We start from the raw sequence: 26,788 nt of genomic DNA on the forward strand, positions 1-26,788 counted from the left end.
ACAGCGATCAGGTCGGCGCGCGCGGCGGATAAATCCGCGTCGGCAGCCAGAAAATCAGCAGGATCAACGCCACGGCGACGCCAGCCATGCACAGGTACAAATCGGACGAAGTCAGCACCACCGCCTGCTCGTGCACGCGGTGAGCGAGGCCCGGATCGCTGTGATCGGCCAGCGGCGAATTGCCCAGGCTGTCGACCAACATGGTCGAATGGAAATGCAGGCGCGCGGTGGTCAGCGCTTCGATCACGCCGGTGGCGACCACTGCGGCGAGACCTTTGACGGTGTTGAACCACGCCGACGCGAACGGCCCTTCCATCGGCGTGATACTGCCGGTCGACAACATCAGCAGCGGCAACACCGCCATCGGCTGGCCGAAAATCTGCAGCCATTGCAGGACGTAGAAATCATCGCGAATCCACGCCGAAGTCAGGTGCGAACCGCCGAGGCAGGACAGCGCGAGCATGCTCAGACCCATGCCGAGCACCCAGCGACAATCGACCCAGCGCAAGTTGCATAGCGCCGCCACCAATGGCAGCGCAATCAGCTGCGGCAGCGCGGCAATGAGCATGATCGGCGCGGTTTGCGCTGGACGATAACCCTGCACCTGCGCCAGATAACTCGACGGAATCAACACCACCGCCAGCAGCACGATCAACACCCCGGCGAGGGTGATCAGGGCGAACAACAGGTTGCGGATGCCGAGCATTTGCAGCTTGAAAAACGGAATCGGCTGCGACCATTCATTGATCATAAAAGCCACCAGCAGCAGCGAACCGGCACCGAGTAATCCACAGATCAGATTCGACTCGAACCAGTCCAGCCGATTGCCCTGCAACAGACCGATCACCAGCATGCAGATCGCTGGAAAGCCCAGCAGCAGGCCTTTCCAGTTGAACGATTTGAAGCGCTCCAAGCGCAGCGGATCCTGGGGCAATCCGTAAGCCACTGCGGCCATGGCGATCAGGCACGGCACGATGATCTGCCAGAAGGTCCATTGCCAGCCGATGTATTCAGTCCACAGACCGGCCAACGGCGTGCCGAGACCTGGCCCGAATGTCGCTGTTAGTGCGTAGCCGGCCAGTCCGTAGAGTTTGATGTTGGCCGGGAGAAAGCGCAGCGCGACGGTCATCAGCATCGGCGGCAATGCACCACCGGCGAGGCCCTGGAGGATGCGCATCAGCAGCAGACTTTCGTAATTAGGCGCGAACGGGCACAGCACGCCGAGCACGGTAAAAAGACCGATGGCGCACAGCGTGAAGCGGCGCAGCGAGAAGGTCACCGCACACCACGGCGCGAAGGCCATGGCTGCGACCGACGTGGCGGTGTAGCTGGCGACCAGCCAGGTGCCTTCGTCGTAGCCGATGTGCAGCGCGCCGCGAATATCGGCGAGTGCGACTTTGGTGACCATCTCGTTGAGGCCCGAGACCAGCACGGCCAACAGCACGCCGACCAGACCAATGATGATCCGCGCCCCGAACACCGGTGGCGCAGCCGCCGTCGCCGGGCTGGTCGCGGCGAGAGGCGCCGAGACCGTCAGGGATGTCATGAATGAAAAGCTCCGGGGGTGAAATACCGGAGCATTTTAGTGGGGCTTGATGCTGACGAAAATTGACTTATTGGCAGGTTATAAGTGCATCAGACACAACGGTGAATGCCTATGTGGGAGCGAGCCTGCTCGCGAAAGCGGAGGACCAGCCGCCATTGAGGTGACTGACTCGACGCCTTCGCGAGCAGGCTCGCTCCCACAGGGATTCGATGGTGCCTGATGATTTACGGCTGTGCCGCCAGCCACGTTTCATCGCAGCAGGTCTTGAGGGTTTCACGCAGCCAGCGGTGGGCCGGGTCCTTGTCGAAGCGCGGGTGCCAGGCCTGGGTCAGCATGAGCATGGGCAGCGGAATCGGCAGGTCGAACGAACGCAGTTTCAGGCCCAGCCGCCGCACGCTGAGCAGGGCTTCTTTGGGCACCGGCAGGATCAGGTCGGAGTCGGGCAAGGCAAACATCGCCGCGTGGAAGCTCGGCGCGATCACCGCCACCCGGCGCTCCAGCCCCAACGCATTCAACGCCGTGTCGATCGGGCCGCGAGCGATGCCACGCCGCGACATGCTGATGTGGGAAAAACCGGCGTAGCGCTCGGCCGTGATTTCGCCGTCGAGCAAAGGATGGTTCTCGCGCACCAAGCCGACGAAATGCGTGGAGAACAGGTTCTGTACCTTAACCTCCGGCGTGAGCGGACGGGTGTTGCTGACGCTCAGATCGATGCGTCCTTCGCGCAGCGCCTCATCGTCGCCATCGCCTTCCGGGACGAAGCGCAATTCGCAATGCGGGGCGAGTTGGTCGAGGGTGTCGAACAGCTTGCCGCCGTAAACGCCGACGAAGAAATCATTGGCGCGAATGCTGAAACGTCGACGCAAGGTGCCTAGCTCGACGCTGTCGGCGGAACGAAACAGCAGCGCCGCCTGCTCGACCACGTCGCGCACCTGTTCGCGCAGTTCGAGGGCTTTGGGGGTCGGCACCAGGCCACGCCCGGCGCGCACCAGAATCGGATCGCCGATGGCTTCGCGAATCCGCATCAGCGTGCGGCTCATGGCCGCCGGGCTGAGGTTCATCCGCCGCGCCGCGCCGACCACACTGCCCTCGTCGAGCAAGGCATCGAGGGCGACCAAAAGGTTCATGTCCGGGAGTTGCATGCTGAGCACTCTTGGCCGATCTGGATTGATCCGGGCACAATGCTAACAAACATCCCTAAAGAGTGACGATGCCAGCGCTGGCCTCTTCGCGAGCAGGCTCGCTCCCACCCTGGAATGCGTTCTCATGTGGGAGCGAGCCTGCTCGCGAAGAGGCCGGCCCAGCCAACGAAGACCTCAGCGCTGCATACCCCAGCGCTTGACGGTCACGCGCTCGAGGGTGGCAAACACCAGATTTTCCACCAACAGGCCAATCAGGATCACCACCGCCAACCCGGCAAACACCTTGTCGGTGTACAGCTCATTGCGATTCTGGAAGATGTACCAGCCCAGCCCGCCCTTGCCGCTGGTCGCGCCAAACACCAATTCGGCCGCGATCAACGTACGCCAGGCAAACGCCCAGCCAATCTTCAAACCGGCGAGAATCGACGGGAGTGCCGCCGGGATCAGGATGAACAACACAAGGCGCAAACCCTTGAGGCCATAGTTGCGCCCGGCCATGCGCAGCGTCTCGGACACACCGAGAAATCCGGCATAGGTGTTCAGCGCCAACGCCCACAACACTGAATGCACCAGCACGAAAATCAGACTGTTCTGCCCCAAGCCGAACCAGAGCAGCGCCAGCGGCAGCAGGGCAATCGCCGGCAACGGATTGAACATCGAAGTCATGGTGCTGAGCAGATCACGTCCCAACTGGGTCGAGACCGCCAGTGTCGTCAGGGCGAACGCGAGGACGATGCCGATCAGGTAGCCCTTGATCAGCACCACCAGCGAGATCCAGACCTTGGCCAGCAGCTCGCCACTGAGCAGCCCGTCGAACAGGGCCTGCGCGGTTTGCAGAAAACTCGGCAGCATCAGGTCATTGTTCTGAATCCGCGCGACCACCTCCCAGATGATCGCCAGCACAATCAGGATCAGGCTTTTGCGCAACCAGCCCTGTTGCCACAGGCGCGTGCCAAGCGGCAACTCGCGCTCGACCGGCACTGCGGTCAGCGGCTCGAGCACGGTTTCGAATTCTTCACGCACGGATGATGAATGGCTCATCGGGTAGTCCTCCTGGCCGCTCAATAGGCGATGCGAATGTCGTTGAAATCGTGATCACGTTCGGTCTCCGGCGCCTGGCCCTCATCGAACAGCAGACGATGAATGCGCCGCGCCGACGCCTGAAACGCCACGCCGCCGAGGCTGTGCAGATCGTATTGATGGCTGTGCACTTCGGCGCGCACCCGCCCCGGATGTGGCGACAACAAGAGGATGCGATTGCCCACCACCAGGGCTTCTTCGATCGAATGAGTAACGAACAGCAGGGTGAAACGAACCTCTTCCCAGAGCAGCAGCAATTCCTCCTGCATCTTGCGGCGGGTCAACGCATCGAGTGCAGCGAAGGGTTCGTCCATCAAAAGAATTTTTGGTTGCATGGCCAACGCCCGGGCGATCGCCACCCGCGCCTTCATGCCGCCGGACAAGGTGTGTGGATAGGCGTCGGCGAACGCTGCCAGACCGACCTTTTCCAGGTAGTGCAGCGCACGCTCTTCGGCGTCTTTCTTGTTCAAGGTGCGCGAGGCCAGCAGCGGGAACATCACGTTCTGCTTCACGGTTTTCCACGGCGGCAACTGGTCGAATTCCTGAAACACCACAATGCGGTCCGGCCCCGGCGCATCGACGCGCTGGCCTTGCAGGCGGATCTCGCCTTCGCAGGGCTGGATGAATCCGGCGACCGCTTTGAGCAAGGTCGATTTACCGCAACCGGACGGGCCGAGCAGGACGAACCGATCAGCCGGGTCGACGGCGAAACTGACTTGATGGGTAGCGCGCACCACTCGCTGCGGCGTGCGGTATTCGAGGCTGACGTGATCGACGGCCAGCAACGCTTCGCTGTGGGCGATCGGGTTGCTGACCGCGCGGCCTGGCAAAGGGGCGTTCATGATCGATCTCCGGCAAATCAGAAAGGCGCGTCGCCCTGGATGGTCGTGCGATACAACTTGCGGCGCAGATGCGCGGGGCAGCCGGCGGCGAGGTGGATCAGCGAGCGGTTGTCCCAGAACACCAGATCATGCGGCTCCCATTGATGGCGGTAGATATTTTGCGGCAGCACGCTGTGAGCGAAGAGTTCGCCGAGCAGCTGACGACTTTCGTCTTCCGGCAAGCCGACGATGCGCGTGGTAAAGCCTTCGCTGACGAACAAGGCTTTGCGGCCGTTTTCCGGATGGGTGCGCACCACCGGATGCACCACTTCGGCGACCTGAGCCAGTTGTTCCGGGGTCAGGGTCGGGCGCCAGTTACCTTCGAACTTGGTTTCGCTGTAGCGCGCGGTATAGGAATGCGCAGCGGAACGTCCTTCGACCGCAGTGCGCAAGGCAGCGGGCAAGTCGTCCCAGGCTTTGTGCATGTCGGCGAACAGCGTGTCGCCGCCCTCGGCGGGCAGCTCTTGGGCGTGCAGCATCGAGCCGAGACTTGGCAGCTCTTTATAGGAGAGATCGGAATGCCAGAACTTGCCGGCGTCACCGAGACCGATGTTCTGGCCGTTCTCGATAATGTTGGAAACGATGAGGATTTCCGGGTGATTGGCCAGCAGGAACTGCTTGAGCACATGGATCTGCAACACGCCGAAACGGCGGCTGAAATCGATTTGCTGTTGCGGGGTAATCTGCTGATCGCGGAAGACCACGACGTGGAAATCCAGGTGCGCGCGGTGAATCCGCGCGAAGTCCTGATCATTGACCGGCCGGCGCAGGTCGAGGCCAACGATCTCGGCGCCGACGGCACCGCTGAAGGGGCGAATTTCGAAGATTTGCGGCGCGACAGTTGCGGCGCTTTCGGTGGCAGTAGCGGCGGACATCAATCATCTCCCACGCACGGCGCGCTCATGGCCGCGCTCGTCGATCAGACACTCACGCTGGATTGCGTGTCGGTTCAGGTCGTGCGGCGCGCCGATTGGTCGGCAGGTACGCAGGTGGGAGACTTTATAGCTATAAAAACTGGAAATTAAATACCGTTAATGAATAACGATATGGCGAATGGTGAGGGGGTGGGTGACCATTTGTGTCACTTACCGACGGATATGTAGCGCTTCGGAGGACGCCTTCGCGAGCAGGCTCGCTCCCACAGTTGGAATGCAATCTCCTGTGGGAGCGAGCCTGCTCGCGAATAGGCCGTCACCAGCGCCGAAGATCTAGCGCTCGTGCAACGCTTCAGCCCGCGCCCGAATGATCGGCTTGAGCAAATAGCTCAACACCGATTTCTTGCCAGTGATGATATCCACCGAAGCGACCATCCCGGGAATGATCAGCAAAGGCTTTTCATCCGTGCCCAAGTGGCTGCGCTCGGTGCGCACTTTGATCACGTAGTAGGTGGTTTTCTTGTCTTCGTCGGTGATGGTGTCCGCACCGATCTGCTCCAGCTGTGCCTTCAGGCCGCCGTAAATCGTGTAGTCATAGGCGGTGAATTTGACGATCGCTTCCTGACCCGGATGCAGGAACGCGATGTCCTGCGGGCGGATCTTGGCTTCGACCAGCAGGGTGTCGTCCAGCGGCACGATTTCGACCATGTCGCTGCCCGGCTGGATCACACCGCCGATAGTGTTGACCAGCAACTTGTTGACGATACCCCGCACGGGTGAGGTAACCAGCGTACGGCTGACGCGGTCTTCCAGCGCCTTGCCGGTGGCCTGGGCCTTGTTCAGATCGGTGCGCGCTTCGTTGAGTTGGGTCAGCGCTTCGCTGCGGAATTTGCCGCGGGTTTCGTCGATCTTGCGCTGCACTTCCTTGATCGCCGATTCGGCGCGCGGAATGGCCAGCGTGGTCGCGTCGAGCTGGCCACGGGTTTCCACTTCGGCACGCTTGAGGCGCAACACTTCCACCGGCGAGACCGCGCCCTGCGCCACCAGCGGCTCGGACATGTTGATTTCCTGACGCTGCAAGCCGAGTTGCTGACGGTACTGCGCCTGCTTGGAGCTGAACTCACGCAGCTCTTGCTGGCGCTGGATCAATTGCTCCTGCAGGCCGCCGATTTCGTCGTGCAGTTGCTGACGACGGCTGATGTACAGCGACTCTTCGCTTTTCGCCTGACCCGGCACGGCTTTGAGTACGTCCTCGGGGAAGTTCAGCGGACGATCATCGACTTCCGCGCTCAGACGCTCGACCCGCAGCAGCATCGACAGGCGATCAGCCTCGGTTTCGCCGACGTTGGAGGCAAAACGCGTGTCGTCGAGACGAATCAGCGGCGCGCCGGCCTCGACGATCTGGCCTTCCTTGACGAACAGCTCGGAGACGATACCGCCCTCCAGGTTCTGGATTTTCTGGATCTTCGACGACGGAATCGCCTTGCCGTCGCCCTTGGTCACTTCGTCGATTACGGCGAAGTTGGCCCAGAGCATGAGGAACACGAAGAAGCCGATGATCGCCCAGATGGTCAGGCGCACGACGCGCGGGGCGTCTTCGATCAGCGCCTTGTTGACCTCTGGCAGCGGCTGGCCCTGCAGCGAGGCAGAGCCCTTGAAGTAGCGACGGATCGACTCCTTGACACCGGACTTAAGCAACACTGATCTGCCCCTTCTTCAACGCTTCCATCACGGCGGCTTTCGGGCCGTCGGCGAGAATCTGCCCGCGATCGATCACCAGCAGGCGATCGACCAGCGACAACAGCGATGCCCGGTGCGTGACCAGCACCACGGTCTTGTTTTCAATCACTGCTGCGAGGCGTTGCTTGAGGCGTTCTTCGCCGGTGTTGTCCATCGCACTGGTTGGCTCATCCATCAGCAGAATCGGCGGATTGAGCAACAGCGCCCGGGCCAGGGCGACGTTTTGCCGCTGGCCGCCGGAAAGGTTCTGCCCGCGCTCGCCGACTTGCAGTTCGTAGCCTTGCGGGTGCAGACGGGCGAATTCGTGGACGCCGGCCAGTTCGGCGGCTTGCAGCACCAGCTCGTCTTCGACGTAACGCGCGCCGGACACCAGGTTGTCACGCAGGGTGCCGGACAGCAGCTGGATGTCCTGCGGTACGTAGCCGATGTTGTAGCGCAGTTCGCTGACGTCGATCTGGCGGATGTCCACGCCGTCGACCAGCAAGGCACCGTCGTCCGGTTGGTACAGGCCCACCAGCAGTTTCGCCAGCGAACTCTTGCCCGAGCCGCTGCGGCCGATGATGCCGATCTTCTCGCCGGGACGGATGACCAGGTTGATGTTCTTCAGCGCAGGGTTCTGCTGGTCCGGGTAGGTGAAGCTGAGCTGACGGCATTCGATCGCACCCTGCAAAACCTTGCGGCTCAGCGGGCGCTCTTCGAAATTGCGCTCCTGCGGCAGCTCCATCATCTGGTCGACCGAAGTCATGGTCACCCGCGCCTGTTGATAGCGCGTGAGCAGGCCGGACAGCGACGCCAGCGGGCTCAGCGCACGACCACTGAGCATGTAGCAGGCAATCAGCCCGCCCATGCTCAGGTTGCCGGCGATGATCTGGTACACGCCGAAGACGATCATGATCACCCCGGCCAGTTGCTGGATCAGCAAGGTGATGTTCATCGCCAGACCGGAGAGCATTTTCACTCGCAGCTCTAGGCGGCTGAGGGTGCCGATGGTCTGCTCCCACTGATACTGGCGCTCGCTTTCGGCGTTGTTGACCTTGACCGCATCCAGACCGGCGAGGGTTTCGATCAGGCTCGACTGGCGCTCGGCGCCCAGCGCCATGGTGCGTTCCATGGTCGCGATCAACGGCTTCTGCAAGGCGTAGCCGATCAGCAGGGCAATCGGGAACGCCAGCACCGGAATCCACACCAGATGCCCGCCGAGAATGGCGATGACGATGAAAATCAGGATGGTGAACGGCAGGTCGATCAGACTGGTCAGGGTCAGCGACGCGAGAAAGTCGCGCAGGCTCTGAAACTCATGGATGTTCTGGGCAAAACTACCGACCCGCGCCGGGCGGTATTTCATCGCCATGCCGACAATGCGCTCGAACAGCGTGGCGGAGATGATCAGGTCGGTTTTCTTCCCGGCCAGATCCAGGCACAGGCTGCGCAGGCTCTTGAGGATCAAGTCGAAGATGTAAGCGCCGGTGATGCCCAGCGCCAGCACCCACAGGGTTGCTTCGGCCTGGTTCGGTACTACGCGGTCGTAGACGTTCATCACGAACAGCGGTGCGGCCATGGCGATGATGTTGATCAGGAAACTGGCGGCGATCGCATCGGCATACAGCCAGCGCGAACGCTTGAGGGTGTCGCGAAACCACGAGCGTGCACGCGGGATCAGCGTGCCGTGATTGACGTCGAATTTGTGCTGCGGCTGGGCGAAGAACACTTTGCCGGTGTAATCGTCGCTCAGCAGTTCGCGGCTGACCACCGATTCGCCGCCATCGCTTTCGCTGAGCAGCACTCGTGCTTCGTTGTCGCCCTGCCAGCCGAGCAGAACGGCGCTGCGGCCATCCTTGAGCAGCAACAGCGCGGGCATGGCGATCGCCGGAATTTCTTCGAGTTTGCGCTGCAACACTCGCCCCTGCAGCCCGGCGCGAGCCGCTGCGCGCGGCAGCAACTCGACACTCAAACGTTGTTTGGGCAGCGGCAGGCCGGTGGTCAGCATCGCCGCGCTGGCAGGCTTCTGGTGCAGCATGCACAGGGCGAGCAGACCATCCAGCAACGGATCGTCATGCAACGCGCGTGGATCATGGCTGAGTTGAACTCGACTGACTTCTGATTCCACGCTCGACACTCTTTAACAGTTGGAAGGGATAACTCAGTTCATCCCAGGCAGCTGGACCTTGGGCTTCACGTCGTTCTGCACAACGGATGCCAACGGCGCGACCACTCCCTGGCTTTTGAGCAATTGGCCCATGGTCGCCTTGATTCGGTACTGAGTAAATAACTGAATGTTCTTGATTTCCGCCAGACGCCGCGAGGCGGTGAACAGTTCGTTTTCGCTGTCGAGCAAATCCAGCAGGGTGCGTTCGCCGAGGCTGAATTGACGCTGGTAGGCGGTACGCACCGAGGTGCTGCGATCGACGTATTGCTGGGCGATCGGCACTTGGGCGTTGGCATTGTTCAGCGCGTTCCAGGCGAGGCCGAGCTCTTCATTCAACTGACGCAGGGCGTTGTTGCGGATGTCCAGCGCCTGGTTGGCCAGGTACGACTTGGATTCCAGATCGGCCTTGTTGCTGCCGCCGGAATACAGGTTAAAACGCATGCGCAGCATGGCCTGCCATTCGTTGTTGTGGCCGTTCTGACCATCGAGATCGTTGTCGGCGGAGCGGCCCAGTTCGGCGTCGAAACGCGGGTAGAAGGTCGATTTGGCGGTGGCGAACTGCTTCTCGGCAGCGGCGATGTCCGACTCGGCGGAACGCAGGATCGGGCTGTTTTCCAGCATTTGCGCGCGGGCTTCATTGAGGTTGGCCGGCATCATCGCCATGAACGGCGCCGGGCGCTCGAGCTGGTCGGGCATCTGGCCGACGGCGCTGAGGAAGTTGGTTTCCGCGTCGGCGAGGTTGGTCTGTTCGGTGATCAGATTGTTGCGGGCCTGGGCCATACGGGCTTCGGCCTGATCGAGGTCGGCACCGCTGCCGACGCCGCGCTGGGTGCGCAACTGGATCTGGTCGTAGATGCGCTGGTGGCTCTTGAGGTTCTCCTCGGCCAGACGCACGAATTCGCGACGGGTCAGCACGTCCAGATACACCTGGGCGACGGTCAGTGCAGTACGCTCGGAAGTACCCAGCAGCGAGTAAGCACGGGAGCTGACGTTGGCTTGTTGACGCGCAACTTCGTTAGACGTCGCGAAACCGTCAAAAACCATTTGCGAGAGACGTAAACTTGACTCGCTGCGGTTCAACGTCTCCCAGTGATTGCTTCCACCGTTCGCTCTCGTGGTCACACTGTCAGTGCCTTCACGGCCATAACCGCCCAGCAGATCGACCTTGGGCAGGTATCCCCCTTTCGCAGCCTTTAACTGATAATCCGCCGCCAATCGACTATTGACCCCCGCCTGAATCTCCGGATGGACATCCAGCGCCTGTTGCATGGCTTCTGGTAAGGATTGTGCTTGTACAAAAGAGGCGGCGAGAGCGAAGGGAGCGGCAAGGAGCAAAAGCGAACGCATGGTTGGAATTTTCCCGGAACTTCTTGTCTTGAATCACAGCAGAAACGTGGTGCTGCGTCGGATGATGGCAACCCGAAAGACCGTATGTCGGAAAGTTCAAAACAGGAACTGGATGACAGGCTGAAGGACAGGTCGCCGCGGAAATATCAATGTGACATTAGTGGGGCGATTGTTTAGGATGGCTCCCAGAAGGTCAATAGTTTGGCATAAAGTTAATCGCGATAATTTATAGCCAGATTATTGACGGAAATACAACGTCAATAAGTTATCCATTTATAGAAAGTACGTCCAGACTGAAGTGGCGCCGACGCCCGTCAGGTCCATGGAAGTCAACTGAATGTGACACCCCGGAGAGTCTTCAATGAGCAGTGTTGTTGCCGTCGTCAAAAGCATTGTCGGTCAGGTTTTCGTGGTGTCCCCAGAGGGCGTGCGTCGCGTACTCGTTGAAGGCGATCGCCTGTATGTCGGCGACCAGATCGATACCGGTCTGGCCGGCGCGGTGTCGCTGGAACTGGCCGATGGCCGCATGCTCGATCTGGGTCGCGACACCCAGTGGAGCGCCAGCTCGCCTGACTCCAGCACTGACCTGGCCGAAGCCACCGCGCAGGCTGCGCCTTCTGTAGAAGAACTGCAGCAAGCCATCGCCGCCGGTGTCGACCCGACCACCGCACTCGAATCCACCGCGGCCGGCCCGACCGCCGCAGGTACCGGCGGTGCGGCCGGTGGTGGTCACAGCTTCGTCATGCTCGACGCCACCGCTGGCCGCGTCGATCCGACCATTGGCTTCCCCACGGCGGGCATCAATTCTGCCGGGCAAGTCGCGCAGGACACCACGGGCGGCCTGACCACCGACACCACCACCAACGCACTGCGTGACTCGACCCTGAGCCTCAGCGCCACGCCGACCATCACCGAAGCCGGCGGCGTGCTGGTGTACACCGCGACCCTGACCCAGGCGCCGCTGACCGACCTGACTATCACCCTGTCCAACGGCGCAGTCATCGTCATTCCCGCCGGCGCCACCACCGGCACCGTCAACGTGCCGCTGGCACCGAACGACACGGTCTACAACGACCCGAGCCAGATCGACGTGACCGTCACTGGCACCAGCGGCGGCAACGGCATCACCGTGACCCCGCCGACTATCCCGGCGACCACGCAAGTCACCGACACCGTCGACACCACTACCGTCACGTTGACGGCTGGTTCGAGCGTGACCGAAGGCGGCCAGATTACCTACACCGCGACGCTGACTAACCCGGCGCAAACTCCGGTCACCGTCACGCTGTCGAATGGCTCGACCATTACCATTGGCGCTGGCCAGACTACCGGCACCGTCAACGTGCCGACCCCAGCCAATGACGTTTACAACAATGGCAGCACCGTTACGACCACGATCACCGGGGCTACCGGCGGCAACTTCGAAAATCTGGTGCCGAACCCGACACCAGCCGTTACCACCATCACAGACTCGGTTGATAACACCGGCCTCACGCTGACCGCGACCAACAACATCGTCGAAGGCGGCCAGATCACCTACACAGCGACACTGACTAATCCAGCGCAAACGCCGGTAACCGTCACCCTGTCCAACGGTTCGACCATCACCATTGCTGCTGGCGAAACCGTGGGCACCGTCAACGTGCCGACTGCGGCCAACGACGTCTACAACAATGGCGGCACCGTCAGCACCACGATCACTGGCGCTACCGGTGGCAACTTCGAAAACCTGGTGCCGAACACCACACCAGCCGTTACCACCATCACAGATTCGGTCGACAACACCGGCCTGACCCTGACTGCGACCAACAACATTGTTGAAGGCGGTCAGATCACTTACACCGCGACACTGACCAACCCGGCGCAGACGCCGGTTACCGTCACCCTGTCCAACGGTTCGACCATCACCATTGCGGCAGGCGAAACCGTGGGCACCGTCAACGTGCCGACTGCGGTCAACGACGTCTACAACAATGGCGGCACCGTCAGCACCACGATCACTGGCGCTACCGGCGGCAACTTTGAAAACCTGGTGCCAAGCAACACGCCTGCGGTCACGACGATCACCGATTCGGTCGACAACACCGGCCTGACCCTGACTGCGACCAATAACATCGTTGAAGGCGGTCAGATCACTTACACCGCGACACTGACCAATCCAGCGCAGACGCCGGTAACCGTCACTCTGTCGAACGGTTCGACCATCACCATTGCGGCTGGCGAAACCGTGGGCACCGTCAACGTGCCGACTGCGGCCAATGACGTCTACAACAATGGCAGCACCGTCAGCACCACGATCACTGGCGCTACCGGTGGCAATTTCGAAAATCTGGTGCCAAACACCACACCAGCCGTGACCACCATCACCGACTCGGTCGATGACACTGGCCTGACTCTGACCGCGACCAACAACATCGTTGAAGGCGGTCAGATCACTTACACCGCGACACTGACCAACCCGGCGCAAACCCCGGTAACCGTCACTCTGTCGAACGGTTCGACCATCACCATTGCTGCGGGCGAAACCGTCGGCACCGTCAACGTGCCGACTGCAGCCAACGACGTCTACAACAATGGCGGCACCGTCAGCACCACGATCACTGGTGCAACCGGTGGCAATTTCGAAAATCTGGTGCCAAGCAACACGCCTGCGGTCACCACGATTACCGATTCGGTGGATGACACTGGCCTGAGCCTCAGCGCCACCGGTTCCGTGGCCGAGGGTGGCCAGATCACCTACACCGCCACGCTGACGAATCCGGCCGGCACCCCGGTAACCGTGACCCTGAGCAACGGCTCGGTGATCACCATTGATGCCGGCAAAACCACGGGCACCGTTAGCGTTCCAGCGCCGGCCGATGACGTCTACAAAGACGCCGGCCAGGTCGAAGTCAGCATCAAGGACGCCACCGGCGGCAACTTCGAAAATCTGGTGCCGAACACTACTCCAGCTGTGACCGAAATCACTGACACCGTCGATACCTCGACGGTGAAGCTGACCGCAGACACCTCGGTTGCCGAAGGCGGCACCGTGACTTACACCGCCACCGTCGGCGCGCCAGTCACCGGCTCGCCTGTGGTCGTGACGTTGGCCAATGGTCAGAACATCACCATCGCCGTCGGCCAGACCACCGGCTCCATCACCTACACCGCACCGAACGATGCCTTGACCGGCAACGCTCCGCTGACCAACTCGATCACTGGCGTAAGCGGTGGCAACTACGAAGATCTGGTGGCGGACAAAACTCCAGTTTCGACCACCGTCACCGACGTGGCCGACACCACCAATCTGTCGCTGAGCGCGACCGCTTCCGTGGCTGAAGGCGGCCAGATCACTTACACCGCAACCTTGACCAATGCTGCTGGCTCGCCAGTGACCGTGACCTTGTCGAACGGCGCCGTCATCACCATCAAGGCAGGCGAAACCAGCGGTAATGTGAGCTTCCCGGCTCCGTTCGACGACGTCTACAAAGACGCCGGCTCCGTGCAGGCCACCATCACCAGCGCCACCGGCGGCGACTTCGAGAACCTCGTTCCGAGTACCACGCCAGCGGTCACTCAAGTCACCGACACCATCGATACCTCGACGGTCAAATTGACCGCCGACACCTCGGTCGCTGAAGGCGGCACCGTCACCTACACCGCCACTGTCGGCGCGCCCGTCACCGGCTCGCCAGTAGTCGTGACCCTGGCCAACGGCCAGAACATCACCATCGCCGTCGGCCAGACCACCGGCAGCGTTACCGCCCCGGTATCGAATGACGTGCAGATCGGTCACGCACCACTGACCAACTCGATCACCAACGTCAGCGGCGGCAACTACGAGAATCTGGTCGCCGACAAGACCCCGGTCAGCACCACTGTCACCGACACCGTCGACACCACCAGCGTCGCGCTGACTGCCACCGGCAACGTCAACGAAGGCGGGCAGATCACCTACACCGCGACGCTGAGCAACCCGGCCGGCACGCCGGTAACCGTCAATCTGAGCAACGGTTCGGTCATCACCATTGAAGCCGGCAAGACCACCGGCACCGTGACCGTTCCGGCACCTGCCGACGACGTCTACAAAGACGCCGGCAAAGTCGAAGTGACCATCAAGGACGCCACCGGTGGCAACTTCGAAAATCTGGTGCCGAGCACTACGCCTGCGGTGACCAATGTTGCCGACACGATCAACACCACGCACCTGACCCTCAGCGCAGAAAGCTATGTGCTCGAAGGCTCTTCGATCACTTACACCGCAACGCTGACCAACGCCGCGCAGACGCCGGTGACCGTCAACCTGAGCAATGGCCAGACCATCACCATCGAAGCCGGCAAGACCAGCGGTTCGGTGACGATTGCCGCACCGAGCGATGACGTCTACAAGGACGTCAGCAAGCTCACCGTAACCATGACCGATGCCAGCGGCGGCAACTTCGAGAAACTCGACGTCAGCAAGACCCCGGTCAGCACCACGGTCAACGACACCGTCGACACAACCGCACTGACCCTGACTGCCAGCGATACCGTCAGCGAAGGTGGCCAGATCACCTATACCGCGACCCTGAGCAATCCGGCCGGCACTGCGATGACCGTTACCCTGGCCAACGGCGCGGTGATCAACATCGCTGCCGGTGCTACCAGCGGCTCGGTGAATTTCCCGGCGCCCGCCAACACCCCGTACATCGATGGCAGCAACGTGCGGACGGCGATCGCCAGCCACAGCGGCGGCAATTTCGAGCGCGTCGAGGCCGATCGTTCAGCTGTGGTGACCAAAGTCACCGACGCCGTCGACACCACCAACATCAGCCTGAGCGCCACCGGCAGCGTTGCCGAGGGCGGCTCGATCGTCTACACCGCCACCCTGAGCAATCCGGCCGGCACCGCCATGAGCGTGACCCTGAGCAACGGCGCGGTGATCAACATTGCCAAGGGTGCGAGCACTGGCACTGCGACCGTCGCCGCGCCTGGCGATGATGTGTACAAGGACGCCGGCAAGGTCGATGCGAGCATCACCAAGACCAGCGGCGGCAACTTTGAAAATCTGGTGATCGACAAGACGCCTGCGGTAACTGATGTCACCGACACCATCGACAACAGCACCGTTGCGCTGACCGCCAGCGCCAGCGCGGTAGAAGGCGGCGTGGTTGTATACACCGCGTCCGTGACCGCCCCGGTCGCCGGTTCGCCAGTGCTGGTGACCCTGTCCAACGGCCAGACCATCACCATTCCGGTCGGCGCCAGCAGCGCCAGCGTCAACTTCACCGCGCCGAACGATGCACAGGCCGGCGGCAACACCCTGAGTGTGAAAATCGACGGCGCCAGCGGTGGCAATTACGAAAATCTCGTCGCCGACCAAACCCCGGCGGTGACCTCGGTAACCGACGTCGCCGACACCACCAACCTGTCGCTGTCCGCGACCGGCTCCGTGGCCGAGGGCGGTTCGATTGTCTACACCGCGACCCTGAGCAACCCGGCCGGTACCCCGGTGACCGTGAATCTGAGCAACGGCGCGGTGATCACCATCGAGGCCGGCAAATCCACCGGCACCGTCACCGTTCCGGCACCTGCCGACGACGTCTATAAAGACGCTGGCAAAGTTGAAGTCACGATCAAGGACGCCACCGGCGGCAACTTCGAAAACCTGGTGCCAAGCACCACGCCAGCGGTCACTGATGTCACCGACACCGTCGACACCTCGACGGTCAAGCTGACCGCCACCGAAACCGCGGCCGAAGGTGGCACCGTCACCTACACCGCCACCGTCGGCGCGCCGGTCACCGGTTCGCCTGTGGTCGTCACCCTGGCCAATGGTCAGAACATCACTATCGAAGTCGGCAAGACCAGCGGCAGCGTGAGCACCACCGCGCCGAACGACGTCCTCGCCGGCCACGCGCCGCTGACCAACTCGATCACCAACGTCAGCGGCGGTAATTTCGAAAATCTTGTCGCCGACCAGACCCCGGTCAGCACCACCGTGACCGACACCGTCGACACCACCAACCTGTCGCTCAGCGCGACCGGCGCGGTGAACGAAGGCGGCCAGATTACCTACACCGCAACCCTGAGCAACGCCGCCGGCACACCGGTCACCGTGACCCTGTCGAACGGTGCGACAATCCTCATCGAGGCCGGCAAATCCACCGGCACCGTGACCGTCGATGCACCGAAAGATGACGTCTACAAAGACGCCGGCAGCGTTGAAGCGACCATCCAGAGCGCAACCGGCGGCAACTTCGAAAACCTCGTCACCAGCACAGCGCCGGCGGTGACCACGGTCAACGACACCATCGACACCACCACCGTGTCGCTGAGCGCCACTGCGAACGTCGCCGAAGGCGAAACCGTGGTCTACACCGCGACCGTGGGCGCGCCAGTGACCGGTTCGCCGGTCACCGTCAGCCTGTCCAACGGCCAGACCATCACCATCGCCGTTGGCGAAACCACCGGCAGCGTCAACTACGTCGCGCCGAACAGCCCATTGGCGGGCGGCAGCTCGCTGAGCGTGACCATTGATGGCGCCACGGGTGGCAATTACGAAAAACTGGTGGTCGACGGCAAGTCCGCAGACACCGTGGTTTCCGACACCACCGACACCACCAACCTGAACCTGACCGCCAGCGATTCGGTAGCCGAAGGCGGCCAGATCACTTACACCGCAACCCTGACCAACCCGGCCGGCACACCGGTGACCGTGACCCTGTCGAACGGCGCCACGATCACTATTGATGCAGGCAAAACCACCGGCACCGTGACCGTCGACGCACCTAAAGATGACGTCTATAAAGATGCCGGCAAAGTCGAAGTGACCATCGAGGGTGCGACCGGCGGCAACTTCGAGAACCTGGTGCCAAGCGCGGTTCCAGCGGTGACGAATGTCACCGATACCATCGACACTTCGACGGTCAAACTGACCGCCGATACTTCGGTGGCTGAAGGCGGCACCGTGACTTACACCGCCACCGTCGGCGCGCCAGTCACCGGCTCGCCTGTGGTCGTGACTCTGGCCAACGGTCAGACCATCACCATCGGCGTCGGCCAGACTACCGGCACCGCAACCGCTGTTGCTGCGAACGATGCGTTGGCCGGTAATGCTCCGATCACCAACTCGATCACTGGCGTGACCGGCGGCAACTTCGAAGATCTGGTGGCGGACAAAACTCCAGTTTCGACTTCAGTCACGGACGTTACCGACACCACCAACCTGTCGCTGAGTGCGACCGGTTCCGTGGCCGAAGGTGGCTCGATCGTTTACACCGCTACGCTGACCAACGCCGCTGGCTCGCCAGTGACCGTGACCCTGTCGAACGGTGCTGTGATCACCATCAAGGCTGGCGAAACCAGCGGTAATGTGACCGTTCCGGCACCGTCCGATGACGTTTACAAAGACGCCGGTTCCGTCCAGGCGACGATCACAAGCGCTACCGGCGGTAACTTCGAGAACCTCGTTCCGAGCACTACGCCTGCGATCACCCAGGTCACCGACACCATCGATACCTCGACAGTCAAACTGACCGCCGATACATCGGTGGCTGAAGGCGGCACGGTCACCTACACCGCCACTGTGAGTGCTCCGGTCACCGGCTCGCCTGTGGTCGTGACTCTGGCCAACGGTCAGACCATCACCATCGGCATTGGCCAGACTACTGGCACTGCAACTGCTGTTGCTGCGAACGATGCGCTGACCGGCAACGCCCCGATCACCAACTCGATCACAGGCGTAACTGGCGGCAATTTCGAAGATCTGGTTGCAGACAAAACTCCAGTTTCGACTTCTGTCACGGACGTTACCGACACCACCAACCTGTCGCTGAGTGCGACCGGTTCCGTGGCCGAAGGTGGCTCGATCGTTTACACCGCTACGCTGACCAACGCCGCTGGCTCGCCAGTGACCGTGACCCTGTCGAACGGCGCCGTGATCACCATCAAGGCTGGCGAAACCACCGGCACCGCAACTGTTCCGGCCCCGTCCGACGACGTCTACAAAGACGCCGGTTCCGTCCAGGCAACGATCACTAGCGCTACCGGTGGCAACTTCGAGAATCTGGTACCGAGCACAGCTCCGGCCGTGACGACTGTCACCGACACCATCGATACCTCGACAGTCAAACTGACCGCCGATACATCGGTGGCTGAAGGCGGCACGGTCACCTACACCGCCACTGTGGGTGCTCCGGTCACCGGCTCGCCTGTGGTCGTGACTCTGGCCAATGGTCAGACCATCACCATCGGCGTCGGTCAGACTACTGGCACTGCAACTGCTGTTGCTGAGAACGATGCGTTGGCCGGTAATGCTCCGATCACCAACTCGATCACTGGCGTGACCGGCGGCAATTTCGAAGATCTGGTTGCGGACAAAACTCCGGTCTCGACCACTGTTACGGATGTTAACGACACCACCAATCTGTCGCTCAGCGCCAGCAATTCGGTGGCTGAAGGTGGCCAGATCACCTACACCGCGACACTGACCAATGCCGCTGGCTCACCAGTGACCGTGACCTTGTCGAATGGCGCCGTGATCACCATCAAAGCAGGCGAAACCAGCGGCACTGCGACCGTTCCTGCACCGTCCGATGACGTCTACAAAGATGCCGGCTCCGTCCAGGCGACGATCACTAGCGCCGCCGGCGGCAACTTCGAAAACCTGGTTCCGAGTACCACGCCAGCGATCACCCAAGTCACCGACACCATCGATACGTCGACCGTCAAATTGACCGCCGATACATCGGTGGCTGAAGGCGGCACCGTGACTTACACCGCCACCGTCGGTGCGCCAGTTACCGGTTCTCCTGTCGTCGTGACATTGGCTAACGGCCAGACCATCACCATCGGCGTCGGCCAGACTACTGGCACCGCAACCGCTGTTGCTGCGAACGATGCGCTGACTGGCAACGCTCCGATCACCAACTCGATCACTGGCGTAACCGGCGGCAACTTCGAAGATCTAGTCGCCGACAAAACTCCGGTTTCGACTTCTGTCACCGACGTTACCGACACTACAAATCTGTCGCTCAGCGCCAGCAACTCGGTGGCTGAAGGTGGCCAGATCACCTACACCGCGACACTGACCAATGCCGCAGGCTCGCCTGTAACCGTGACGCTGTCGAATGGCGCCGTGATCACCATCAAGGCTGGCGAAACCACCGGCACCGCAACCGTTCCGGCCCCGTCCGATGACGTCTACAAAGACGCCGGCTCCGTCCAGGCGACGATCACCAGCGCCACCGGTGGCAACTTCGAGAACCTGGTACCGAGCACTGCTCCAGCCGTGACGACTGTCACCGACACCATTGACACTTCGACCGTCAAACTGACCGCCGATACTTCGGTCGCTGAAGGCGGCACCGTGACTTACACCGCCACGGTTGGTGCGCCAGTTACTGGCTCGCCAGTGATTGTGACTCTGGCCAACGGCCAGACCATCACCATCGGCGTTGGCCAGACTACTGGCACTGCAACTGCTGTTGCTGCGAACGATGCGCTGACCGGCAACGCCCCGATCACCAACTCGATCACAGGCGTAACTGGCGGCAATTTCGAAGATCTGGTTGCAGACAAAACTCCAGTTTCGACTTCTGTCACGGACGTTACCGACACCACCAACCTGTCGCTCTCGGCGACCGGTTCTGTGGCTGAAGGTGGCTCGATCGTTTACACCGCTACGCTGACCAACGCCGCTGGCTCGCCAGTGACCGTGGCCTTGTCGAACGGTGCAGTGATCACCATCAAGGCTGGTGAAACCAGCGGTAATGTGACCGTTCCTGCACCGTCTGATGACGTCTACAAAGATGCCGGCTCTGTGCAGGCGACGATCACCAGCGCTACCGGTGGCAACTTCGAGAACCTGGTACCGAGCACTGCTCCGGCCGTGACGACTGTCACTGACACCATCGATACCTCGACAGTCAAACTGACCGCCGATACATCGGTGGCTGAAGGCGGCACCGTGACTTACACCGCCACTGTGAGTGCTCCGGTCACCGGCTCGCCTGTGGTCGTGACTCTGGCCAACGGTCAGACCATCACCATCGGCATTGGCCAGACTACTGGCACTGCAACCGCTGTTGCTGCGAACGATGCGCTGACTGGCAACGCTCCGATCACCAACTCGATCACTGGCGTAACCGGTGGCAACTTCGAAAATCTGGTGGCGGACAAAACTCCAGTTTCGACTTCTGTCACGGACGTTACCGACACCACCAACCTGTCGCTGAGTGCGACCGGTTCCGTGGCCGAAGGTGGCTCGATCGTTTACACCGCTACGCTGACCAACGCCGCTGGCTCGCCAGTGACCGTGACCTTGTCGAACGGTGCAGTGATCACCATCAAGGCTGGTGAAACCAGCGGTAATGTGACCGTTCCTGCACCGTCTGATGACGTCTACAAAGATGCCGGCTCTGTGCAGGCGACGATCACCAGCGCTACCGGTGGCAACTTCGAGAACCTGGTACCGAGCACTGCTCCAGCGGTGACGGCTGTCACCGACACCATCGACACTTCGACCGTCAAACTGACCGCTGACGCTTCGGTGGCTGAAGGCGGCACCGTGACTTACACCGCCACGGTCGGTGCGCCTGTTACTGGTTCGCCTGTGGTTGTGACTCTGGCCAACGGCCAGACCATCACCATCGGCGTCGGCCAGACTACTGGCACTGCAACCGCTGTTGCTGCGAACGATGCGCTGACTGGCAACGCTCCGATCACCAACTCGATCACTGGCGTAACCGGTGGCAACTTCGAAAATCTGGTGGCGGACAAAACTCCAGTTTCGACTTCTGTCACGGACGTTACCGACACTACAAATCTGTCCTTGAGCGCCAGCAATTCGGTGGCGGAAGGTGGCCAGATTACGTACACCGCGACCCTGACCAACGCCGCTGGCTCGCCAGTGACCGTGACCCTGTCGAACGGTGCTGTGATCACTATCAAGGCTGGCGAAACCAGCGGTAATGTGACCGTTCCTGCACCGTCCGACGACGTCTACAAAGACGCCGGTTCTGTGCAGGCGACGATCACTAGCGCCACCGGTGGCAACTTCGAGAATCTGGTACCGAGCACAGCTCCGGCCGTGACGACTGTCACCGACACCATCGATACCTCGACAGTCAAACTGACCGCCGATACATCGGTGGCTGAAGGCGGCACGGTCACCTACACCGCCACTGTGGGTGCTCCGGTCACCGGCTCGCCTGTGGTCGTGACTCTGGCCAACGGCCAGACCATCACCATCGGCGTCGGCCAGACCACTGGCACCGCAACCGCTGTTGCTGCGAACGATGCGCTGACCGGCCATGCGCCGATCACCAATGCGATCACCAACGTCAGCGGCGGCAATTTCGAGAATCTCGTCGCCGACAAGACCCCGGTCAGCACCACCGTGACCGACACCGTCGACACCACCAACCTGTCGCTGAGTGCGACCGGTTCCGTGGCCGAAGGTGGCTCGATCGTTTACACCGCTACGCTGACCAACGCCGCTGGCTCGCCCGTAACCGTGACCCTGTCGAACGGTGCGGTGATAACCATCAAGGCTGGCGAAACCAGCGGTAATGTGACCGTTCCGGCACCTTCCGATGACGTCTATAAAGACGCTGGCTCCGTGCAGGCGACCATCAGCAAAGCTACCGGTGGCAACTTCGAAAACCTGGTACCGAGCACCACGCCAGCAGTGACCAGCGTCACCGACACCATCGACACCACCACCGTAAAACTGAGCGCAACCGCCACAGCGGCAGAAGGCGGCAACGTCGTCTACACCGCGACCGTCGGCGCGCCAGTCACCGGTTCGCCAGTGGTGGTCACTTTGGCCAACGGCCAGAACATCACCATCGCGGTCGGCCAGACTACCGGCACCGTAACTGCCGTCGCACCGAACGATGCGCTGACCGGCAACGCGCCGCTGACCAACTCGATTACCAACGTCAGCGGCGGTAACTTCGAAAATCTCGTCGCCGACAAGACTCCGGTCAGCACCACCGTGACCGACACCGTCGACACCACCAACCTGTCCCTGTCGGCGACCGGTTCGGTGGCTGAAGGTGGCCAGATCACTTACACCGCGACCCTGACCAACGCCGCAGGATCGCCTGTGACCGTGACCCTGTCGAACGGTGCGGTGATCACCATCAAAGCGGGCGAAACCACCGGCACCGTGAACGTTCCAGCGCCAGCTGACGACGTCTACAAAGACGCCGGCACCGTGCAGGCGACCATCAGCAGCGCCACCGGTGGCAACTTCGAAAAACTGGTACCGAGCACCACGCCAGCGGTGACCAGCGTCACCGACACCGTCGACACCACCACCGTCAGCATCACCGGCAGCAGCTCGGTGACCGAAGGCCAGACCGCCAGCTACACCGTCAGCCTCAATCACCCGGCGCAGACCGAAGTGACCCTGAAAATCGTCTACAGCGGCACTGCTGCCGACGGTTCGGACTTCACCGGCGTGTACACCGTGAAGATCCCGGCGGGCGCCAGCAGCGCGCAGTTCAACGTCGTCACCCTCGATGACAAGATCACCGAAGGCACCGAGAACTTCGTGGTCAAGATCGATTCGGCTACCGGCGGCAACTTCGAGAACCTCGCGGTCAGCAGCACCAATGGCAGCGTCAGCACCTCGATCATCGACAACGATGCGCCACCGGTGCTGGATCTGGATGCCAACAACTCCAGCGGTGCGACCGGTGCCGATTACAAAGTGACGTTCACCGAGAACACCCCGGGCGCCGGCGTGTCGATCGCTGACACCGACATCAGCATCACCGACCCGGACAGCACGATGCTGACCGGCGCCACTGTGGTACTGACCAACCGTCAGGACGGCGATGCGCTGAATCTGGGCAACAGCGTCAACGGCATCACCATCAATGCCAACAGCACCAACGGCACGGTGACCCTGACCCTCTCGGGTAACGCGACCCTGGCCGACTACATGCAGGCCATCAAGAACATCAGCTTCACCAACAGCAGCGAAAACCCGAGCACCGTGCCGCGCGTCATCACCGTGACGGTGACCGATGGCGGCAACTACTCGAACACGGCGACGACCACGGTCAACGTGGTGGCGGTCAACGATGCACCGGTCGCTGCGCCAAACAATGTCACCGGCACCGAAGACACGCCGCTGGTACTCGGCTGGTCGACCTTTGGCGTCAGCGATGTCGACAGCCCGGCGAGCAGCCTTGGTATCAAGATCACGCAGCTGCCGGGCGAGGGCAAACTGCAGTATCTGGACGGCTCGGCCTGGAAGGATGTTGCCAACAACCAGACCTTCAGCAAGGCCGAAATCGACGCCGGCAAGCTGCGTTTCCTGCCGGATGCCAACGAGTCGGGCACCAACGGTTACGGCGGCACCGGTCTGGGCAACAAGCAGGCGGACTACGCACAGATCAAGTTCCAGCCTACCGATGGCCAGGCGCTGGGCAGCACCGGCACGGTGAAGATCGACATCACGCCAGTGGCGGATGCGCCGACCGTAGCCGTGGCTGACAACAGCGTGAAATCCACTGGCCTGATCAAGGAAGTCTGGACCGGTCTGTCGGGCCTAGGCACTGACGGCAGCGGCGCTAACTCGACCACCCTGAAAAACGTCATCGATGCGGCCGGCAAACCGAACTCCAGCGGCAACGTCACCAACGTGCAGTCTGACGGCAGTGTCGCCGCCGGTACGGCGTCGAAGACCTCGGGCCTGATCTACCTGGAAGCCGGCAAGACCTACACGTTCAGCGGCGTAGCCGATGACAGCCTGCTGATCACCATCGGTGGAAAGAACGTGGCGTCGGGTACCTGGGGCGCGGGCGGTGCGATCAACGGCTCGTTCACCCCGACCACCAGCGGTTACTACACGCTCGACATCTACCACCACAATCAGAGCGGCCCGGGCAGCTACGACGTCAACCTGTCGGTCAACGGCGGCACGCCAATCGATCTGAGCAACGCCGGCGTGCCGATCTACACCGGTGTGCAGGACCTGATCAACTCGGGCGTGACCGTCTCCGATCTGCACGGCACCAACGGCGAAGGTTATTACGACGGCTACAAGCTCAACACCGGCGCTGAAGGCACCACGGTGAAGCTGTCGGCAATCAGCACCGCGCTGACCGACACCGACGGCTCGGAAACCCTGAGCGTGAAGATCAGCGGCGCACCGGTCGGTTCGGTGCTCAGCGATGGCGCGGGGCATACCTTCACCGTTACCGCGAGCAATGGCGAAGCCAACGTCACCGGCTGGAACCTCGGCTCTCTGACCGTGACTCCGCCGACCTACTACAACGGCCAGTTCAACCTGACCGTGACCTCGACGTCCACCGAACAGGTCGGCGGCTCGGCAAGCAGCACCGCGACCATTCCGGTCACGGTAGTGCCTGCGGTGTACAACGCGGTCACCGCCACCTCGGGTGATGACAACGTCATCGGCACCGACGCCAACGACATCATCGTCGCTGACATCGGCGGCCTGACCGTGGTGCCGGGCACCAACTACAACATCGCGTTCATGGTCGACAGCTCGGGCAGCATGAGCACTTCGTCGCTGAACGCCGCGAAAGACTCGCTGACCTCGGTGTTCAACAGCCTCAAGCAAAGCCTTGGCGGCAGCAACTCGGGCACGGTGAACATCTTCCTGGTGGACTTCGATACCCAGGTCAACAAATCGGTGTCGGTGAATCTCAACGACCCGAATGCGCTGACCTTGCTCAAAGCCGTACTCAACTCGATGGGCTCCGGCGGCGGTACCAACTATGAGGACGTGTTCAAGACCACGGCCAACTGGTTCCAGAGCGCCGACGCAGTGGCCAACACCGGGGCGAAGAACCTCACGTACTTCATCACCGACGGCCAGCCGACTTACTACCAGACCGGCGAGCAGACCAACCCGACGCTGTATGGCAACGTGAAACTCGACAGCGTGGTAAACACCAGCAACTACAAGCAGGGCGACACGTTCAGCACCTACATCGACAACTCGCACTACCTGACCATCAACAGTGCTGGCAGCGTTGTGCTGCAAACCTACAACTCGTGGTGGGGCTGGAGCAGCGAAACCCTGGGCACGATTCATGCGCAGGGCGACGGTACTTATGAGTTGTCGAACCTCGCGGGTACCGGCAACAGCACCAACTCGTCGACGACCAGCAATTCGACCAGCGGCTTTGCCTTGTTGAGCGGGTTGTCGAGCGTCGAAGCCATTGGTCTGAACAACGACGTCAGCCTCAACGACCTCAAGCCGTACGACTCGGACAAAACGCCGCAAACCAACATTGATCCGAAGGACCTGGCCAACTCGATCATCGGCCATACCGAAGCGACGATGCCGGGTAACGACACCGTCAACGGTGGCGAAGGCAACGACATCCTGTTCGGCGATCTGGTCAGCTTCAACGGCATTGCCGGCGAGGGTTACCAGGCGATGCAGGCGTTCGTTGCCAAAGAGACCGGCGTCGACGTCAGCAAAGTCACCACCAGCAACGTGCACCAGTACATCACCGAGCACTATCAGGCGTTCGATGTATCCGGCGCGCACGATGGCAACGACACGCTGCTCGGTGGCGCAGGCAATGACATCCTGTTCGGCTCGGGCGGCACCGACCTGCTCGACGGCGGCAAAGGCAATGACATCCTGCTCGGTGGCACCGGCAACGACACGCTGATCGGCGGTCAGGGCAACGACATCCTCATCGGCGGTTCCGGTGGCGACACCTTCGTCTGGAAATCGGGCGACACCGGTAACGACGTGATCAAGGATTTCAAAGCCAGCGAAGGCGACCGCATCGACCTGCGCGACCTGTTGCAGGGCGAGACCGGCAGCACGATCGACAACTTCCTGAAGATCACCACGGTGGATGGCACGTCGTCGCTGCAAGTCAGCTCGGCGGGCAAATTCAACTCGGGCGATGCCGCTGCGGCCACGCCGGACGTGACGATCAAACTGGAAGGCAACAACTGGGCGAGCGCCAACCTGCACAACCTGATTGCCGGCAGCGACCCGACCATCAAGGTCGATCACAACAACAGCTGAGGCTGAAACAACGACGGCCGCCTCCTGTGGG

The 26,788-nt window shown here is 61.5% G+C and carries 9 protein-coding genes; 1 reads left to right on the forward strand and 8 read right to left on the reverse strand.

All coding sequences use genetic code 11. The annotated features are described in order from the left end of the window. Positions 1–7: 7 nt before the first annotated feature. The 8 genes from J2Y39_RS20975 to J2Y39_RS21010 all read right to left on the reverse strand — a co-directional run bounded on the left by J2Y39_RS20975 (position 8) and on the right by J2Y39_RS21010 (position 10,757). The gene (locus J2Y39_RS20975) at positions 8–1,546 is read right to left on the reverse strand and encodes an MFS transporter (RefSeq protein WP_310219471.1); all 1,539 of its coding nucleotides are present in this window, start codon (positions 1,544–1,546) and stop codon (positions 8–10) included. Between the two features lie 224 nt (positions 1,547–1,770). Beyond that, positions 1,771–2,688, reverse strand: a complete 918-nt coding sequence (locus J2Y39_RS20980; RefSeq protein ID WP_310219473.1) for a LysR family transcriptional regulator — start codon at positions 2,686–2,688, stop codon at positions 1,771–1,773. 174 nt (positions 2,689–2,862) lie between these two features. Continuing rightward, positions 2,863–3,729 carry an ABC transporter permease gene (locus J2Y39_RS20985; RefSeq protein ID WP_041477414.1) on the reverse strand — a complete coding sequence of 289 codons (867 nt, stop codon included), beginning with the start codon at positions 3,727–3,729 and terminating at the stop codon, positions 2,863–2,865. A gap of 20 nt (positions 3,730–3,749) precedes the next feature. Continuing rightward, positions 3,750–4,610 carry an ABC transporter ATP-binding protein gene (locus tag J2Y39_RS20990; RefSeq protein WP_310219475.1) on the reverse strand — a complete coding sequence of 287 codons (861 nt, stop codon included), beginning with the start codon at positions 4,608–4,610 and terminating at the stop codon, positions 3,750–3,752. Between the two features lie 17 nt (positions 4,611–4,627). Continuing rightward, positions 4,628–5,524 carry a TauD/TfdA family dioxygenase gene (locus J2Y39_RS20995; RefSeq protein WP_236168266.1) on the reverse strand — a complete coding sequence of 299 codons (897 nt, stop codon included), beginning with the start codon at positions 5,522–5,524 and terminating at the stop codon, positions 4,628–4,630. Between the two features lie 333 nt (positions 5,525–5,857). Continuing rightward, the gene (locus tag J2Y39_RS21000) at positions 5,858–7,225 is read right to left on the reverse strand and encodes an HlyD family type I secretion periplasmic adaptor subunit (RefSeq protein WP_024011116.1); all 1,368 of its coding nucleotides are present in this window, start codon (positions 7,223–7,225) and stop codon (positions 5,858–5,860) included. Further along, positions 7,215–9,371: a type I secretion system permease/ATPase gene (locus J2Y39_RS21005; RefSeq protein ID WP_051600365.1), complete on the reverse strand. Its 2,157-nt coding sequence runs from the start codon at positions 9,369–9,371 to the stop codon at positions 7,215–7,217. Before J2Y39_RS21005 ends, J2Y39_RS21000 begins: the two co-directional genes overlap by 11 nt. Positions 9,372–9,404: 33 nt before the next feature. Then, positions 9,405–10,757: a TolC family outer membrane protein gene (locus J2Y39_RS21010; RefSeq protein ID WP_095181152.1), complete on the reverse strand. Its 1,353-nt coding sequence runs from the start codon at positions 10,755–10,757 to the stop codon at positions 9,405–9,407. Positions 10,758–11,118: 361 nt separating this feature from the next. On the opposite strand from J2Y39_RS21010, the gene J2Y39_RS21015 reads away from it, so the two are divergent. After that, the gene (locus J2Y39_RS21015; RefSeq protein ID WP_310219478.1) at positions 11,119–26,757 is read left to right on the forward strand and encodes a LapA family giant adhesin; all 15,639 of its coding nucleotides are present in this window, start codon (positions 11,119–11,121) and stop codon (positions 26,755–26,757) included. Positions 26,758–26,788: the final 31 nt, after the last annotated feature.

This window comes from Pseudomonas sp. 2957, from assembly GCF_031456345.1.
GTDB classification, from domain to species: domain Bacteria; phylum Pseudomonadota; class Gammaproteobacteria; order Pseudomonadales; family Pseudomonadaceae; genus Aquipseudomonas; species Aquipseudomonas siliginis.

Excerpts from the sequence above, each read along its gene's own strand:
- J2Y39_RS20975 (WP_310219471.1), bottom strand. The coding sequence starts at position 1,546 with ATGACATCCCTGACGGTCTCGGCGCCTCTCGCCGCGACCAGCCCGGCG.
- J2Y39_RS20980 (WP_310219473.1), bottom strand. The coding sequence starts at position 2,688 with ATGCAACTCCCGGACATGAACCTTTTGGTCGCCCTCGATGCCTTGCTC.
- J2Y39_RS20985 (WP_041477414.1), bottom strand. The coding sequence starts at position 3,729 with ATGAGCCATTCATCATCCGTGCGTGAAGAATTCGAAACCGTGCTCGAG.
- J2Y39_RS20990 (WP_310219475.1), bottom strand. The coding sequence starts at position 4,610 with ATGAACGCCCCTTTGCCAGGCCGCGCGGTCAGCAACCCGATCGCCCAC.
- J2Y39_RS20995 (WP_236168266.1), bottom strand. The coding sequence starts at position 5,524 with ATGTCCGCCGCTACTGCCACCGAAAGCGCCGCAACTGTCGCGCCGCAA.
- J2Y39_RS21010 (WP_095181152.1), bottom strand. The coding sequence starts at position 10,757 with ATGCGTTCGCTTTTGCTCCTTGCCGCTCCCTTCGCTCTCGCCGCCTCT.
- J2Y39_RS21015 (WP_310219478.1), top strand. The coding sequence starts at position 11,119 with ATGAGCAGTGTTGTTGCCGTCGTCAAAAGCATTGTCGGTCAGGTTTTC.